The following is a 15,710-nucleotide window of genomic DNA, read 5'->3' as shown; positions in this document are numbered from 1 at the left end:
ACAGAAAGTAACCCGTTGACTGCACCCACCCGCTTCTCCATTCCTGCCAGCGTTCCCAACCCAGAACGCGACGGCGGACCCGGAAACCGGCTCACCCGGTGGCTGCTCGAACACACGGTCCCCCAGCCGGTGGGCCCGGAAACTGCTGAGGACCACGCCCCCACGCAGAGCTGGTGGAAGGTCATGTGCCTCACCGGGGTGGACTACTTTTCCACCCTCTCCTACCTGCCCGGCATCGCCGCCCTCGCCGCCGGGGCGCTCTCCCCGCTGGCCACCCTGCTGATTGTCGGCCTGACCCTGCTGGGCATGCTGCCGATGTACCGAAGGGTGGCCTACGAAAGCCCGCACGGACAGGGATCGGTGGCCATGCTGGAAAAGCTCCTGCCGTTCTGGCGCGGCAAGATTTTTGTGCTGATCCTGCTCGGCTTCGTCGCCACGTCCTGGATCATCACCATCACCCTCTCCGCCGCCGACGCCACCGTCCACATGCTGGAGAACCCCTACCTGCCGCACTTCCTCGAAGGCCAGGCGGTTGTCATCACCGTGGTGCTCCTGCTCATTCTGGGCGGGGTGTTCCTGCTCGGCTTCTCCGAAGCGGTGGCCGTCGCCATCCCCCTGGTGGCCATCTTCCTGGTGCTGAACGCGGTCATCATCGGAGTGGGACTGTACGACGCCGTCACCCAGCCTGGTGCCATAGCTGACTGGACCGCGGCGCTCACCTCCTCAGGTACCGGCTTCGGCGACATCGCCGGACCCGCCCTGCTCGCCTTCCCGCTGCTGGTCCTGGGCCTGTCCGGTTTCGAGACCGGCGTCAGCATGATGCCACTGGTCGCGGCCAACGGCGCCACCGCCGAGGAACGCCTGGCCGCCCGCGTCCGCAACACCCGGAAACTCCTCACTGCAGCCGCCCTGATCATGAGCGTGTACCTTCTGGGCAGCAGTTTCGTGACGACGGTACTGATCCCCGCCGAGGCCTTCCAGGCAGGCGGCGAGGCCAACGGCCGCGCCCTCGCCTACCTGGCCCACGAGCTGCTCGGCAACGGCTTCGGCTCCGTCTACGACGTCAGCAGCATCCTGATCCTGTGGTTCGCCGGCGCCTCCGCCATGGCAGGGCTGATCAACATCGTTCCCCGCTACCTGCCGTCCTACGGCATGGCCCCGGACTGGTCCCGGGCCGTGCGCCCGGTGGTGCTGGTGTACACCGCCATCAGCATCCTGATCACCATCGGCTTCAACGCCGACGTCAACGCCCAGGCCGGCGCGTACGCCACCGGCATCCTGGCCATGATGGTCTCCGGCGCCGTTGCGGTCAGCATCTCCGCCGCCCGCAACAAGAGGCGGCGCGCCGCCGTCGGCTTCACCATCCTGACCCTGATCCTGCTCTATGCGCTGGGGGCCAACGTCATCGCCAAGCCGGACGGCATCGCAATATCCGGCTTCTTCATCCTGGGCATCATTGTGGTTTCCCTCGTCTCCCGGGTCAGCCGCACCACCGAACTCCGGGTCCACAACATCGAATTCGACGACGAAGCCCGCCGCTTCATCACCGACACGCTCGACTTTGACGGTCGGATAAACCTGATCGCGAACCGCCCGCAGGCCCGCGATGCCGCAGAATACCGTGAGAAGGAAGCCGAGCAGCGGGAGAACAACCCCGTGCCCGGAACCGCCGACGTGATCTTCCTTGAAATCGAGGTCACCGACCCCTCGGGATTCAGCGACGTCCTTGAGGTGCGCGGAATCGAAGTGGACGGACACCGCGTGCTCCGCGCCGACAGCCCGGCCGCACCCAACGCCATCGCCGCCATCCTGCTGGCCCTCCGCGACGCCACCGGTGTCAGGCCGCACGCGTACTTCGAATGGGCTGAAGGCAACCCCCTGGCGCACCTCATGCGCTACCTGCTGCTGGGACGGGGCGACACCGCCCCCGTGGTCCGCGAAATCATCAGGGAAAACGAGCCCGATCCTGCCCGCCGCCCCGGCATCCACGTGGGCTGACGGGCAGTCCAATGACCGCACGTGGCGACACCGCACGGGGCGACACCGCCGGGGTGAAGGGTCCGGGGCCGGGGCGCTGGACAGGCAAGGCAGGCAAGGCAGGCAAGGCAGCCAAAACGGCCAGGGCCCGCAAGGAGAGCGCCATCCGGCGGGCCCTCTCGCACCCCGTCCGGTCGGTGCCCCTAGCGTTCCTGGCCGTCATCATCCTGGGCGCAGCCCTGCTGATGCTGCCCGTTGCCCGGACCGGCAGCGACCCCGGGGCCGACCCCCTGCTGGCCGCCCTGTTCACGTCCGTGTCGGCTGTCTGCGTTACGGGGCTGATCACCGTGGACACGGCCACGTACTGGACCCCCTTCGGGCAGACCGTGATTCTGGGACTGATCCAGGTGGGCGGGTTCGGCATCATGACGCTGGCGACGCTCCTGGCCCTGCTGGTCCGGAAAAGCATCGGGCTCCGCGGCCAGCTCGTGGCGCAGTCCGAAACGCACACGCTCAACCTGGGCGACGTCAGCGCCGTGCTGCTCCGCGTGGCCCGGCTCATGGTGGGCATTGAAGCAGCCATCGCGGCGGTGCTGACCGGACGCTTCTGGCTGGCCTACGACCAGAACCCCGGCACGGCGCTGTGGCACGGGGTGTTCCACGCCGTCTCGTCGTTCAACAACGCCGGGTTCGCGCTCTACAGCGACAACCTCATCGGCTTCGCGGAGGATCCCTGGATCATCGTCCCCATCTGCCTGTCGATCATCGCAGGCGGCCTCGGATTCCCGGTGATCATCCAGCTGCTCCGGGGAAACCTCAAGGCCCGGAACTGGAGCGTCCACCTCCGCCTGACCATCTACGGCACGCTGGTGCTCCTGGCGCTTGGCATCACGCTCTTCGCCGCGTTCGAATGGAACAGGGACGAAACCCTCGGCGGACTATCCCTGACCGGCAAGCTGTTGGGTTCCCTGGCTGGCGGCGTCTTCCCCCGTACTGCCGGCTTCAACAGCATCGACTACGGGGTGGCGGCACCGGAAACCCTTATGGTCACCAACATCCTGATGTTCATCGGCGGCGGCAGCGCCGGCACTGCCGGCGGCATCAAGATCACCACGTTCCTGGTCCTCGGTTTCTCCATCTGGAACGAGGTCCGCGGCCGGGACGAGGTGACCATAGCCCACCGTTCCATCAGCGCCTCGTCGCAGCGCCAGGCCCTGTCCGTCGCGCTGCTCGGGGTGGCAGCGGTGGTGGCCGGCACGCTGGCGCTGCTGATGGTGACCGACTACAGCCTGGAGAAGGTGCTGTTCGAATCCATCTCCGCGTTCGCCACCGTCGGGATGAGCACCGGCATCACGTACAACCTCCCGCCGGCGGCGGAATGGGTGCTCATGGCCCTCATGTTCCTCGGCAGAATCGGCACCGTGACGGTCGCGTCCGCTCTCGCGTTGTCCTCCCGGCCCCGCCTTTACAGCCTGCCGGAGGAACGCCCCATCATCGGCTAGCACCGCCGTCGTCGGACGTTCTGGAAAGTACGACGGCGGGACTCGCCAAGGCGCAGAACGCGCCAGCCGCCGTCGGGCACCGTTAGCGGCGTCTAAGCGTCATCCTTGCCGATGTTCTGGGTCCCTACCGGCTCGCCTTCCGCCCTGTTCGTCCGCCTGTTGATCAGCCAGGTGATAAACCAGAGCACCACCCCGATCGCCATCAGTCCCCCGGCGATCTGGTACTGGATGACGTTGCGGCCAACCCACGGGCCGGCGAGGAAGGCACACAGCAGGGCGGCGAGCAGCGGCAGTTGCCCCGGGGAGGTGAAGAACACCTTGCGGTTGAGGTCCCTCTTGCGGCGAAGCACCAGGCAGGCCACGTTCACTACGGTGAAGACGCACAGCAGCAGGAACGCCGTCGTCCCGGAGAGGTTGGCCACGATGTTGCTCTTGGGGTCGCTGGTGACGTACCAGATGAGGCCAAGGGCGAGGACGGTGGAGAACAGGATGCCGGCCCACGGGGTGCGGCGGCCCGGCAGGACCTTGCCCAGGGCGGGCGGCAGGACGTTCTGGCGTGCCATGCCGTAGATCAGCCGGCTCGCCATCAGCATGTTGATCAGCGCGGTGTTGGCAACGGCGAACACGGCGAGGAACGGGAAGACCCTGTCTATGGGGAAGTCCGGCGAGCCCTTGTGCACTACCTCCAGCAGCGCGGCGCCTTCTGCCTCCCGGATGTTCTCCAGCTCGGTGGGCGACAGCACGCTGACCACGGACACGGCCACCAGCATGTAAAGAAGAACGGCGATGCCGAGGCCCGTCAGCATGGTCCGCGGGAAAATCTTCTCGGGGTGCTTGGTCTCCTCCACCATGTTCACCGAGTCTTCAAAGCCCACCATGGCGAAGAAGGCGATGGAGGTTGCCGCCGTGACCGCCAGGAACAGGCCCTTGTCCTGGTAATCGTTGAAGACGAAGATTTCCCCGGCGTTCCCGGTGCCCTGCGTCATGACGTAGAAGCCGACGCCGATCACGATGGACAGTGCAATTACCTCCACCAGTGTGAGGACCACGTTGAACTTCACGCTCTCCCCCACGCCGCGCAGATTGATCGCGGCCAGCAAGACCATGAAGCCCATGGCCACGGCGGTGATCACGCCCTGGGCGGGCATCTCCATCCAGCCGTTGATCCTCAGGCCGCCGAAGAAGTTCTGGGCGAGGACGTTCGCGGAGGTGGAGGCGCTGGTGACGCCGGAGCAGACCACGGCGAATGCCACCAGGAACGTGACGAAGTGGATGCCGAACGCCTTGTGGGTATAGAGCGCCGCCCCTGCCGCCTGCGGGTATTGCGTGACGAGCTCAAGGTAGGAAAACGCGGTCAGCGTCGCGACGACGAACGCAAGCAGGAACGGCAGCCACACGATGCCGCCCACCGTCCCGGCCATGGTTCCGGTGACTGCGTACACGCCGGCGCCGAGGATGTCGCCGACGATGAACAGCAGGAGGAGCTTGGGGCCAAGGACCCGCTTGAGCTCGTGTGTCTCCGCCTCCGGTTTTGCCGGAAACAGGTCATCTGAAGTGGTGCTCATGGCTCTGACCTCCACACACTCTAAATATCAACGCGGCCTAATTCAGGGTGATCCTTTCGCGCCACTTTGGCAACAGGTCAGGTTGGGCGCTCGGCCGCCCGGATTCTCCGCTTGCGGCGCCTTTTGCGCAGGGCCACAATGGGCGGATCACCGTTGCGACGACGACACTCGTTCACTCGGTTACGTCACCTCCCAAACGAAGGCCATGGCGATCAACCCCGAAGCCTTCCAGGCCTTCGAATCCATGCTGCACTTCATCACGGCTTCGATGGACCTGCGCCGCTATGAGCTCATCACCCTTGCGGCGGCGCAGGCTATTGGATCCACGCATTGCCGCCTGGCCCACGGGGCCAAGTCGCTGCGGGCGTTTACGGAAGACGAACTCAGCGCCGTCGCCCGGGATTTCCGCAATGCGGGGCTGACCCCGGCCGAAGTAACGATGATGGAGTACGCCGAAAAGCTCAGCCTGGACGCGACGGCCATGGCCGAGGCCGACACCTTGGAACTGCGAAGCCACGGCTTCACGGACCGCGAAATCATGGACATCACCCTGGTGGCGAGCGCGCGAAACTTCCTGAGCCGCACGCTCCTTGCCTTGGCCGTAGACGTCGATGTTCCGCCAACCCTCAGCCCGGAACTTCAGGACGCTCAACTGGCACCGCTGGCCTCCCGCCGCCCCATGTAGCTCGCATTTAATGTCCTGGCATTAATCCATCAAATGGAAGGCATTATGCCCTGACCTGCGCAAACGTCGAGAACCTTGACAAATCTTGAGGAATTACCCGGGCATAAGTTGCGTCTGGTCCGGGAAGGTATCCATATCAGAGCCTGGGGGCTCGCAAGGTCGGCGGAATACCGCACAAATTCTTAGGGGTCTCACATGAGCAAAGTAATCGGACGTAAGAAGCGCATCATCATCACCACTGCTGCAATGCTGGCCATCGGCGGCGGCGCAGCCTTCGCTTACTGGTCGGCTGCGGGGACAAGCAACACCACGACGACCGCCGCTGCCGCTGCGGAGAACTTCACAGTCACCAGCTCGGTTGCAGGCGCCGCACTCTCACCGGGCAGCGCAGCCCAGACCGTCACCTTTACCGTCACCAACGACAGCGACGGCGGCCAGCGGCTTGCCAACGTTGCAGTCAGCGTCGCCAATGTGACCGGCGGCGCCTGGACGGCTGTTGCAGGCTGCTCCGCCGCCGACTTCACCGTCGGATCCCCCTTGGTTGACGGGGAACCGTTCGCTGCCACCGAGATCGCTGCCGGGGACAGCGTTACCGGCACCGTCACGCTTCAGATGAACAACCGGGTCGGAGTGGACCAGAACGGTTGCAAGAACGCTGCAGTGCCCCTGCACGTCGCAGCCAGCTGAAGAGAGTCAGGCCTGACGGTCCTGGTCCACACGGTCAGTCACATAGCCCGATGGTGACCTGACCAGTTCGCCCGTATTTGAGGCACACCCCGGAAGGTCCACATGTTCCGCAACACCAGCTCCCGCCAAGGTCCCCCCGGGCCTGGGCGGGGGCTGGCGTTGTTTGGCCGCATGTTGCGCCGCGGAGCTTTAGCTGTCATCGCCCTGGTGCTCTCCGTGCTTTTCGGGGCGGTCGCCGCTTTTGCCTATTGGCCGGCGTCGGGAACTGGAAGCACGACGGCGGCAGTCGCCACACTGGCGCCCCCCACCGGCGTTTCCGTCCCGGCGATCAGTACCTCCGACGTTTCGGTCAGCTGGACAGCTCCTACAGGCGGGTTGGCGCCCACCGGTTACTACGTCACCCGCATCACGAGCGGCACGCCCGCACCGGCCTGCAGCTCGAGCCCTTCGGCGCTCATTGCGACGACGTCGTGCACAGACATTTCAGTGCCCACAGGTCCGCATGCTTATGTGGTCACCGCCGTTCACTATTCGTGGACGGCAGTGAGCACACCCAGCAACAATGTCAGCGTCATCAGCGCGAGCAACCTCACTTTCGAGTCACAGCCCGCCGGAAATGTCACTGCAGGCTCGTCGATTGCCACGCTCCGCGTTGCAGCCCGGACCCTGTCGGGACTTGTCCCCGTGCCGGATGTCCCCGTGACCATCAGCATCGGGTCAAACCCCGGCGGCGGCACGCTCTCCGGCACACAATTGGCCACCACAGATGCCACCGGCGTGGCCACTTTCAGTAACCTTTCCATCGATAAGGCGGGCACGGGGTACACCCTGGTCGCCTCCAGCCCGGCATACTCCGGCGCTGTCAGCACGAGCTTCAGTGTCACCGCTGGAACGGCCACGCAACTGGTGGTTACTTCCCCGGCCTCGGTGATCGGCGTCGCCTCGGCGACAGCAAACATTGGGGCCTTCACCGTGGAACGCCGCGACACTTACGGCAACCCGGCAACGGGGACGGCCGCCAATGTCACGTTGGCCAGTGGCACGCCCGGAACCGGCCTTTTTGCAACATCAGCCAACGGCACCACGGGCGTGACTTCGGTAAGCATCCCTCCCGGACTGGCTTCGACGACGTTCTACTACGGCAACACCAAGTCCGGGTCCACGCCATTCACGGCTTCAGGCATCGGTCAGCCGGTATCCGTGGCGGTCGAAATCACTGCCGCAGCAGCGAGCAAGCTGAAACTCAACATCTCGATCACGCCGGTCCCCAAGAACACGCCGTTCAACGCAGCGGTCGCGGTTGTGGACCCCTTCGATAACCAAACCCAGAGCACGGCCACAGTCACACTCACGTCTACCGGCCAGGGATGCCCGATCACAATCCCGGCCCCCAACCCTAAGGCCACCACTGCCGGCACAGCCTCCTTCACCGGCTTGATTGTCAACGGTAAGAGATCGGGCTGCCAACTGACGGCCACCAGCAGCGGGCTTACCACTGTGGCAAGCGCTCTCTTCGACGTGGACTAAACGCCCCGCTCGCCAGACCAGGGCGCCCGAAAAACCCTTGGTGGAGCAGATCTGGATTGCTACCAACGTTTCCTCCAGAGAACGTTTGTGTATGAGTACTTGGACCACATGGTGCAGTACTGGACTTAGTAATTCCGCCGATGCTTCAGCTGCGGCAGCACAACGGCGAACAGACCATCCGGCGCAAATCCCAGAACGCCGGCGGCCAGGACACCCACACTTAAGGCCACCAGGGCATCATGACAGATAGACGGAACTAATATTGTCTTGCAATACAGTGATTATTGCAAGACAATATAGCGATGGGCATTGTCTGGGCGGCGAGTGCAGATAAACATGGCATCGACCACGAAGATGCCTTGTATGCCATCCTGAATCAGACCTACCAAATACAGCATTTCGATGAACCTCGGGTCGATTCGGGTACCCGGCCCGACCTGTTTATTGGGCCCACTCGGGACAGGAGCGGGCTCCTTGAAGTCATGGTGGTGATCACGCCTCCGAACCACATCCTTGTCTTCCACGTGATGGAAGCACGCAGGAAAATCCTGGACATCGCAGAAAGGCAGGCTGGCAAGTGAACGAAACAAAAAAAGCCCAGGCACCCAAGGAACTCGATACCGAGGAGCAGGCCCGCTACGCAGAGCTGGCAACCTGGGCGGAGACCGCAGACATCGGGCCTGAAGCCCGCATCAGCAAGGCCGATGGTCCGGAGGCGGGCCGTTCCCTCCTCGAAGCCGCGCTTGGCTCCACTGAAGCAGTCCGGCGCGCCGTCGGCAAACCCTCACTTAGCGCCAAAGGAACTTCGCCGTCCCGTTCCCTCAGGCTGCCAGTGGATTTGGATGCAAAGCTGGTGGAGCAAGCTCAAAAGGAACACCGGAACCCGTCAGCCATCATTCGGGATGCCCTGGCCGAATATCTCGCCAAAGCATCCTGAGCAAAAGTCAGTAATTCCGCCGGTGCCTCAGCCGCGGAAGCACCACCGCAAAGACACCAGCCGCCGCGAACCCCAGGAAGCCTGTCGCCGAGACGCCCGCGCCCAGAGTAAAAAGCGCCGTCACGCCGGAGAGCAGCACGGGCCCGCCGGTGGATCCTGCGTCGGCGATAAACCGCCACAATCCCAGGAACTGGCCGCGTCCGCGGTCGGGCGAGAAGTCGGCACCGAGCGTCATGATCAGGCCCGAGCTGATGCCGTTCCCGAAGCCAATAAGCAGCGACGCCAGCAGCAGCCCGCCAAAGGACGCAGACAAAGGGATGAGCAGCATCGCGATGCCCATGATGATGGTGGACGGGATGGCCACGAACAGCCTGCCGCGGCGGTCCATCACCTTGCCGGCGGGGTAGAACACCAGCATGTCGATCGCCCCGGACAGTCCGTAAATCACGGAAGCCTGGGCAGGATCCATGCCCAGATGGTCCGCCCACAGCGGGATGACCACCTGGCGGGACGCGCGCAGCGCGCTGAGCAGCAGGACCCCCACCCCCAGCGTCAGGAACACGCGGGCATGCGAAACCGCCACATTCCGCAGCGTCGGCTCCGGACCCTTGTGGCCGCCGTCGGGCGCTGGCGGGACCACCAGGTCCGGGATGGTGACCGCCAAAACGGCGGCCGCCGCCATGCCCACCACACCCACCCAGTACGCTCCGGCGATCCCGGCGAACTGCATCACGCCGGCACCAATGAACGGCCCCACAAAGACGCCGATCCTGCTGACCCCGCCCAGCGTCGACAGCGCCCGCGCCCGGAACTGCACGGGCACGGCCTCGGTGAGGTACTTCTGCCGCGCCAGGCTGAAGACACTCGCGGCCATCCCGACGACGGCCATAGCCACCGCGAGCAGCCACAGTCCGTTGGGAATCATGGAAGACATGGCGGCGGCCGCGAGCGCCAGGGCGCCCACTGCAGCAGCGCCGACGATGGACCAGCGTTCGCCGAACTTGAGCGTGATGAGGGACGCGGGAAGGTTGAAAAACCACGAGCCGAGTCCGATCAGCGTGACGATCAGCGCGGAGGCCGCCACTGAGGCGCCGAGGTCGCGGGCGGAGAGGACCACTACCGGAAGGACCGCGCCTTCGCCGATGCAGAACAGCAGTGCCGGCCCGAACGCGGGTATGGCGATGCTTCGGAAGTTGAACGGCTGTGGGGTTCCGGGCGAAGTCATCAGATTTATCTTATGCCGCCGGAAATTCGCCAGCTTTCAGGGGGTCACAAGCGGCCCCGCGAGGACTAACGTTTGCCTTGTGGGGCGCTTTCGCCTGCCCCTCACAGCCAAGGAGGTCTCATGGGTGAAGTGTGGATCCGCACCATCAACAACGGATTGGTCCGGGCCGACAAAGTCACGGAAATCGCGTCCACCCGGGGGTCCCTGCATGAGGACCAGGGTTTTGCGCTGAAGGTCATCGTGGATGGCAAGGCCCACGTCGTCATTGACGACGGCGATCTGCCGGGCAGGCTTCCCGAACGGCTGGAGCACGCGCAGCATCTGGAGGATGCGCTGCTGTTCGCCCTCGACGAGGCCCGCGAAGCCGACGCATCCATGGTGGTCTTCTTCGAGCCGGAGAGCGACCGCTGGGCACTCGCCGCGGCGGCGGAGCTGGCCGGCGGGCTTCCCGCCGTCGGATAGCGACGTGGGACAACGCCCGACGGCGGCCCTCCACAAGGCGCGAACGGACAGTTAAGCCCCTTCTCCACGCGCCCCGCCTTCAAGCGCGAACGGACAGTTCAGGCCCTTCGAAACAGGGCCTCAAGTGTCCGTTCGCGCTAAATGGAGCGCAGGTCAGGCAGCGTGGCTGAAGTCGGCCGCATGGGCGGTGGCACGGCGCGGCGCGAGGATGCTCAGCGTGCAGTGGGTCTGCTGCGGGTCAATCCTGGTGGGCAGGTGATGCGTCTCGGAGCAGACCTGAAGCTGACGCAGCGCTTCGGGATCCACGCGGGCGTTCCGGACGTCCAATTCCAGGTCCAGGTTGTGCTTCAAGGCGTTGGCGCGTTTCACCACCACGTAGAGGGCCTGGATGCTGTGGACGGTGACGTGGCCCTTGGCGAGGACCTGGGCCTTCGCGTGGTCGAGGTCTACACGGACGAGAATGCTGAGCTTTTCGGACAAGATGATCATGCCTTCCTTGCGTGGCTGCGACGCTGCAGCCGGGGAGGCCGCGACGCTGCGGCCAATGGCCGCGCCTCTGCAGCCTCATCCAGAGTAGGCAACGAATGTGATGTGCGCAACATTTGAGCTCAGATATGTCGCGGACACCGCAGCGCGCACCGCGGCACCTGTGTCCCGCCTCGGTCTTGCTGGCAAAAATCTCAATGGACGTGGGAACCCATGAGTCTTCGTCCCGCGTCTCACTGTTCGACTTCATCTAGTTCGACGACCCGTCGAATCGCGCCCTTGGAAGCGAAGGTCGCTGATCACGGTTTTGTTTTCCGAAACGTCGTTCTGAGCCAGGGCCACCCGGGGGGCCATTGAAAAGTGACATTTTGAGTGCGCTTGTACCAGAGAACGACATTCTTGAAGTGGACTATCCCTGTCACGGCCTCGAAGATAATGTGATTCTCGCCCTCCGTCAGGTAATGACCAAGGAACGCCTCCTGAATGCAGCGGTCATCGCCGTCGGAAAGCGCCCTGTCATATATCTGCCGACCATTAACGGTGATCCTGAGCTGTGCACCTTCTGTCTTTTCCGCCACAAAGGAAAGCACAGGAATGTGAATCGACAGGCTCGGTGGAAGCACAAAGTGTTCATCGTGCGTAGTGCCATGTGAGGGCCCGATTTTTTCCCTCGACATCTTAAGTACCTGGTAGTCGGGCGCATCCTCAATTACATAGCCAGCCATGGCGTCATGGTATCGAAGCCAGCCTGCTGACGGAATAGGTACGCATTTGTCGCCGTTCATGTCGGCGCCCGCCGCGGCACAAGCCCGGAGATGTTTGAACTTACTGACACCGCGGCTGGAATTAGTTGTCATACCGCCATAGCCTGAGGGTGTCATGCTTGGGGGCCAGCGAGACGCTCCGGATGGATTCGCTGGACGGACCGGGCAGCAGACACGAGTCGGCCTCACAGCAAGGGTCTCAGCCATGAAAACTCCTTCCTCGCGAACACTTAAAATTGCCTGCTCGCCGCAGGGCCGCTAGCGATCCTGGTGGCCAGCAGCATGGTCTGGCAAGGATCGCAGGCCGCTTTCACCGCCTCCACCCGCAACGCCGGCAGCTCCTGGAGCACCGGCAACGTGACCCTGCCGCCACAACCCGCGCGAACCGGCAGTTAATGACCTCAAATCCCGGATTTGGCGTCATCAGCTGCCAGTTCGCGCCTCAGTGGAGGGGCTTAACTGTCCGTTCGCGCTTAGTGGAGGGCCGCCCTGTTCAGGACCTTCCGGATCGATGCACGCAGGAGGCCGAATCCGGAGACGGTCGCGATCACGGCGATCTTCCGGCTAACGCCCTCTGGGTCTAAGCCACCGGTCAGGGCGTCGAGTTTCTGGATCTCGCGTTCGGTACGCCGTGCCCGCCTGCGCCGCCGCACTCTTCGGTAATTGCCTCGTTCCATGGTCCGAGACTAGGGATGGGCAGCGGTCGGGCATACGAGTACTGGCTACCGGTCTTCAGTGCCGCCACTACCGGCCGTAGGATCTGGAGCATGCATATTGCCGTTCCAGGAGGTACCGGGACCGTTGGCCAGCATGTCGTCTCTCTTGCCAGGGACCGCGGACATCTTGTGACAAGCCTGACCCGATCAGAAGGCGTGGACCTGTTCACCGGCCGCGGGCTGCACGACGCCCTGCAGGGTGTGGACACCGTTATTGATGTCTCCGGAATCCGGACGATTTCCACCAGGAAGGCCGTGGACTTTTTCACCGCCGCCACCCGGAACCTCCTCGCTGCCGAGAAAGAGGCCCAGACGAGGCACCATATTGCGCTCTCGATCGTGGGCATCGATAAGGCTGCGTCGGGGCTGTACGCCGGGAAGCTCGCGCAGGAGGATGCCGTCCGGCACGGAGGCGTGCCGTGGACCATCCTGCGGTCCACTCAGTTCCACGAGTTTGTCCCCATGGCCATCAGCGCCGCGTCAATTGGCCCGGTGGTCCTGGTTCCTCAGATGATAACTCAGCCGGTCGCGGCGCGGGAAGTGGCTGCGGCGTTGGTGGACGCAGCCGAGCAGGGACCCCGCGGACGGGTTGCTGATCTTGGCGGGCCGCGTCGGGAGCAGCTCGCAGACCTGGTCCGCGAATACCTGCGGACATCCGGGCAGCGGAAGCTGGTGGTGAAGGTACCGGCACCCGGCGCCATGGGTCAGGCCATGCGCCGCGGTGACCTGGTCCCGGCGGCAGGCTCCGCCGTCGGGCTCCAGACGTTTCACGAGTGGCTGGAAACCAGTCCTCGGATCCACTAGTGGCGCTGCCTGTGGCGCATGACTGCCGCCGCGAGCCCCATGGTGCCCATAAGGGACCCGAGGATGATTGCCAGGCCTGTGACGTATTCAAGAATGGTCATCGTTGACGCACCTTTCATATGGCTGATGCGCCGACGCTAACCGGCCATGCTCAGGATCAGCCCAAGATGGCACGGTGCGTTCACTCAAGATTGTTGCCCACCCAAAACTAGGAGGCGGGGGGAAGGGGGAAGCTACCGGTACCCGTCCACGATCGACGCCGCGATTTCCTTGTACGCCCGCCGCGTCTCCGGCTTCAGCACGTCCAGGGTGACCAGGTCGCCGTCGGCCACACCGCGGTCGTGCGGGACGGCAATGAGCTGGCGGCAGATCCCGGCGAGGTGTTCCTCGATGGCGTCCTTGTCCACCCGGGAGGAGACCTCCTCCTTGTCCGTGATGACCACCACGGCGTTCCGGGCCAGGTCCTCGTACCCGTGGCTCGCCAGCCAGTGCAGGGTGCTGCGGGCACGCTTGGCCCCGCTGACCGCATACCCGGCGGCGATAATCAGGTTGTCCGCCGACTGCAGGATCCCGCTCATCGCGTTGTGCGTCACGCCGGTGCCGCAGTCGGTCAGGGCCACGGAGTAGTAGTTGGAGATGAGCTTGCGGATCCGCAGGTACTCGGCGGCCGTGAGCGAGTCGGAGACCTCCGGGTCCTGCTCCCCCGCGATCAGGTGCAGCCGGCCGGCGTGGTGCATGTACCGGGCCAGCGCGGTGAGCGAGTCAACGCCCTCGATGTTCGCCAGCAGGTCCGTGATGGTGCGCGGGCTGGCCTGCTGGTAGATGCCCTCGCCGAGGGCGCGCTCCACGAGGTCGCCGGAGTCCGGGTTGGCGTCGATGGCGCAGGGCGGGTCGCCGCGGAATTCGGCCAGCGTAAGGCCCACGCCCACCGTGGTGGAGGTTTTGCCGATGCCGCCCTTGAGGCTCAGCACCGCGGTGTTGTAGCTGCCCTGCAGCTGGCGGGAGATGCGGCGGCCCAGCTCGTCTTCCTCGCGCTGCTTGGCGCTGGGGCCCATGTTCCAGGCCCCGCCCGTGAGCGAGTAGAGGGCGCCGCGGACGCCGCCCACCGGCCGGGGCTTCTGCTCCTTGACGAACAGGCCCGGGGAGCTGATGAAGTCGGGCATGGGGCTGTCGGCGATGATGTCCGCGGTGGTGGGGCGGATGCGCCGGAACGCCGGCGCCGGCTCGGGTGCTTCCTCAGGAAGGTACGACGGCGGCGGCGCGGCTTCGTCGCCGTCGTACGCCAATGCGGGGGTGCCATAGTCCGGCTCGGCCGGCTGCCCGTCCTGCGGCGCCGCCTGCGGCAGCGGGGTCACCGGCGGCCTGGCCGGCCGACGGGTGGGCGCCGGGACAGAGCTGATGGGAGCAGAGACGGGGGCAGAGGGGGAGGGACCGGCTTGGTCGGCGGCGGCCGCCGCCTCCGCCCAGGAACTGCGGCGCGGTACCGGGGTGCCGGCGTCGGGCGTGCTCGAAAGATCTGGCGTTACGGCTGGCATGGTTCCTGTCTGGGCATCCGACAGCGCGCCGTCGGCGCGACGGAGGTCACGGCGTCGCCGGGGCGGTTGCGGTAGCCCTGCATCTTCTGCGATGGGGCGTGCGTTCTGATCCGCCGGATCGGGCATGTCTGTCTCCCCAGGACTTTCGGCACAAGGTTCTGCGGCACTTTACGGACTGATTCAATCTGTAAGTCTAGGCGCTGGGGCGGAATTACGAGGTCAGCCGCGGGTGAGCGCGGCAATCACCACGGCGCCGGTGAGGACCAGAAGCACGGCCAGAATGGCGTAGGCCTGCCATTTGGGGCGGCCCTTATGCGGGTTGATATCGATATAGGGCATGGCTAGCTGCGGATACTCCTCGTGGCGGTCACCCGCACTGCGCGTCGCTTCCGGCGCAGCACATGGTACATCGCAGAGAAGGGAATCAGCAGTGTGCCCAACAGTGCGCACAGCGCCAGGACATAGTCAACGAGAGCCACAACGGTCTCCGAACGTTAGAGTGATCCCCCATGCGATCAGAGGTCACGCTATCGGTCCGTCACGGGATTGACAAATCGCGTCATTGGCGCGGCGCGGCGCAGCAGCCGCTTACCGGTTGAGCGCGATCACCACCACCGCTGCCGTGGCCACTGCCAGGGCGGCCAGCGCAACGTAGGAAACCGCCTGAAGTCGGCGACGGCGGAGCTCACTCCGTGTGTCGCGCGCGTACTGTGTGCCCCCATAATTCCCCATACGCCCGAGGCTATAAACACAACCTCAAGGTTTGCTCAAGTGACGCTGAATATGACAGCTTCGGCGAGAGCCCCTTCGATGGCGTGCGTTCAATGGATGCTCTTGT

17 protein-coding genes are annotated in these 15,710 nt (G+C 64.7%); 9 read left to right on the top strand and 8 right to left on the bottom strand.

The annotated features are described in order from the left end of the window. Window positions 1–15 precede the first annotated feature (15 nt). Window positions 16–1,998 (top strand): amino acid transporter, encoded by a 1,983-nt coding sequence (locus MUN23_RS14245; protein ID WP_248759209.1) that lies wholly within the window; start codon window positions 16–18, stop codon window positions 1,996–1,998. Window positions 1,999–2,009: 11 nt separating this feature from the next. Next, complete coding sequence (locus MUN23_RS14240) at window positions 2,010–3,479, top strand: TrkH family potassium uptake protein (RefSeq protein WP_248759206.1); 1,470 nt, start codon at window positions 2,010–2,012, stop codon at window positions 3,477–3,479. A gap of 92 nt (window positions 3,480–3,571) precedes the next feature. Here the strand turns inward: MUN23_RS14240 and MUN23_RS14235 are convergent, their stop codons facing one another. Next, complete coding sequence (locus tag MUN23_RS14235; protein WP_248759205.1) at window positions 3,572–5,044, bottom strand: APC family permease; 1,473 nt, start codon at window positions 5,042–5,044, stop codon at window positions 3,572–3,574. Window positions 5,045–5,249: 205 nt separating this feature from the next. On the opposite strand from MUN23_RS14235, the gene MUN23_RS14230 reads away from it, so the two are divergent. From MUN23_RS14230 to MUN23_RS14210, 5 genes are all read left to right on the top strand, one after another. Further along, entirely contained in the window at window positions 5,250–5,729 is a 480-nt protein-coding gene (locus MUN23_RS14230) for a carboxymuconolactone decarboxylase family protein (RefSeq protein WP_248759203.1), read from the top strand. Between the two features lie 195 nt (window positions 5,730–5,924). Next, a complete protein-coding gene (locus MUN23_RS14225) occupies window positions 5,925–6,416 on the top strand; it encodes a hypothetical protein (protein ID WP_248759202.1) in 492 nt (163 codons plus the stop codon). Window positions 6,417–6,587: 171 nt separating this feature from the next. Beyond that, complete coding sequence (locus tag MUN23_RS14220; RefSeq protein WP_248759201.1) at window positions 6,588–7,943, top strand: hypothetical protein; 1,356 nt, start codon at window positions 6,588–6,590, stop codon at window positions 7,941–7,943. A gap of 302 nt (window positions 7,944–8,245) precedes the next feature. Beyond that, window positions 8,246–8,524: a hypothetical protein gene (locus MUN23_RS14215; protein ID WP_248759200.1), complete on the top strand. Its 279-nt coding sequence runs from the start codon at window positions 8,246–8,248 to the stop codon at window positions 8,522–8,524. After that, entirely contained in the window at window positions 8,521–8,880 is a 360-nt protein-coding gene (locus MUN23_RS14210; protein WP_248759197.1) for a ribbon-helix-helix protein, CopG family, read from the top strand. The genes MUN23_RS14215 and MUN23_RS14210 overlap by 4 nt, the downstream gene beginning before the upstream one ends. A 7-nt stretch (window positions 8,881–8,887) precedes the next feature. Here the strand turns inward: MUN23_RS14210 and MUN23_RS14205 are convergent, their stop codons facing one another. Further along, a complete protein-coding gene (locus MUN23_RS14205; protein WP_248759196.1) occupies window positions 8,888–10,105 on the bottom strand; it encodes an MFS transporter in 1,218 nt (405 codons plus the stop codon). A 120-nt stretch (window positions 10,106–10,225) separates the two neighbouring features. On the opposite strand from MUN23_RS14205, the gene MUN23_RS14200 reads away from it, so the two are divergent. Next, the gene (locus tag MUN23_RS14200; protein ID WP_248759195.1) at window positions 10,226–10,567 is read left to right on the top strand and encodes a hypothetical protein; all 342 of its coding nucleotides are present in this window, start codon (window positions 10,226–10,228) and stop codon (window positions 10,565–10,567) included. Between the two features lie 153 nt (window positions 10,568–10,720). Here MUN23_RS14200 and MUN23_RS14195 read toward each other — a convergent pair whose 3' ends face one another. The 3 genes from MUN23_RS14195 to MUN23_RS14185 all read right to left on the bottom strand — a co-directional run bounded on the left by MUN23_RS14195 (window position 10,721) and on the right by MUN23_RS14185 (window position 12,494). Further along, complete coding sequence (locus tag MUN23_RS14195) at window positions 10,721–11,056, bottom strand: hypothetical protein (RefSeq protein WP_371875914.1); 336 nt, start codon at window positions 11,054–11,056, stop codon at window positions 10,721–10,723. 296 nt (window positions 11,057–11,352) lie between these two features. Then, complete coding sequence (locus tag MUN23_RS14190) at window positions 11,353–11,910, bottom strand: hypothetical protein (RefSeq protein ID WP_248759194.1); 558 nt, start codon at window positions 11,908–11,910, stop codon at window positions 11,353–11,355. A gap of 380 nt (window positions 11,911–12,290) precedes the next feature. Continuing rightward, a complete protein-coding gene (locus MUN23_RS14185) occupies window positions 12,291–12,494 on the bottom strand; it encodes a hypothetical protein (protein ID WP_157769003.1) in 204 nt (67 codons plus the stop codon). Window positions 12,495–12,584: 90 nt separating this feature from the next. On the opposite strand from MUN23_RS14185, the gene MUN23_RS14180 reads away from it, so the two are divergent. After that, window positions 12,585–13,337, top strand: coding sequence for an SDR family oxidoreductase (locus tag MUN23_RS14180; RefSeq protein ID WP_248759193.1), 753 nt, complete (start codon window positions 12,585–12,587; stop codon window positions 13,335–13,337). Between the two features lie 233 nt (window positions 13,338–13,570). Here the strand turns inward: MUN23_RS14180 and MUN23_RS14175 are convergent, their stop codons facing one another. The 3 genes from MUN23_RS14175 to MUN23_RS14165 form a co-directional block, all read right to left on the bottom strand. Further along, the gene (locus MUN23_RS14175) at window positions 13,571–14,872 is read right to left on the bottom strand and encodes a MinD/ParA family protein (protein ID WP_248759191.1); all 1,302 of its coding nucleotides are present in this window, start codon (window positions 14,870–14,872) and stop codon (window positions 13,571–13,573) included. Window positions 14,873–15,213: 341 nt separating this feature from the next. Beyond that, complete coding sequence (locus MUN23_RS14170) at window positions 15,214–15,351, bottom strand: hypothetical protein (protein WP_248759189.1); 138 nt, start codon at window positions 15,349–15,351, stop codon at window positions 15,214–15,216. A 109-nt stretch (window positions 15,352–15,460) separates the two neighbouring features. Next, window positions 15,461–15,604: a hypothetical protein gene (locus MUN23_RS14165; RefSeq protein WP_248759187.1), complete on the bottom strand. Its 144-nt coding sequence runs from the start codon at window positions 15,602–15,604 to the stop codon at window positions 15,461–15,463. Window positions 15,605–15,710 lie beyond the last annotated feature (106 nt).

This window comes from Pseudarthrobacter sp. SSS035 (assembly GCF_023273875.1).
Lineage (GTDB): Bacteria > Actinomycetota > Actinomycetes > Actinomycetales > Micrococcaceae > Arthrobacter.
This window is presented reverse-complemented; position numbering and strand designations above follow the sequence as displayed.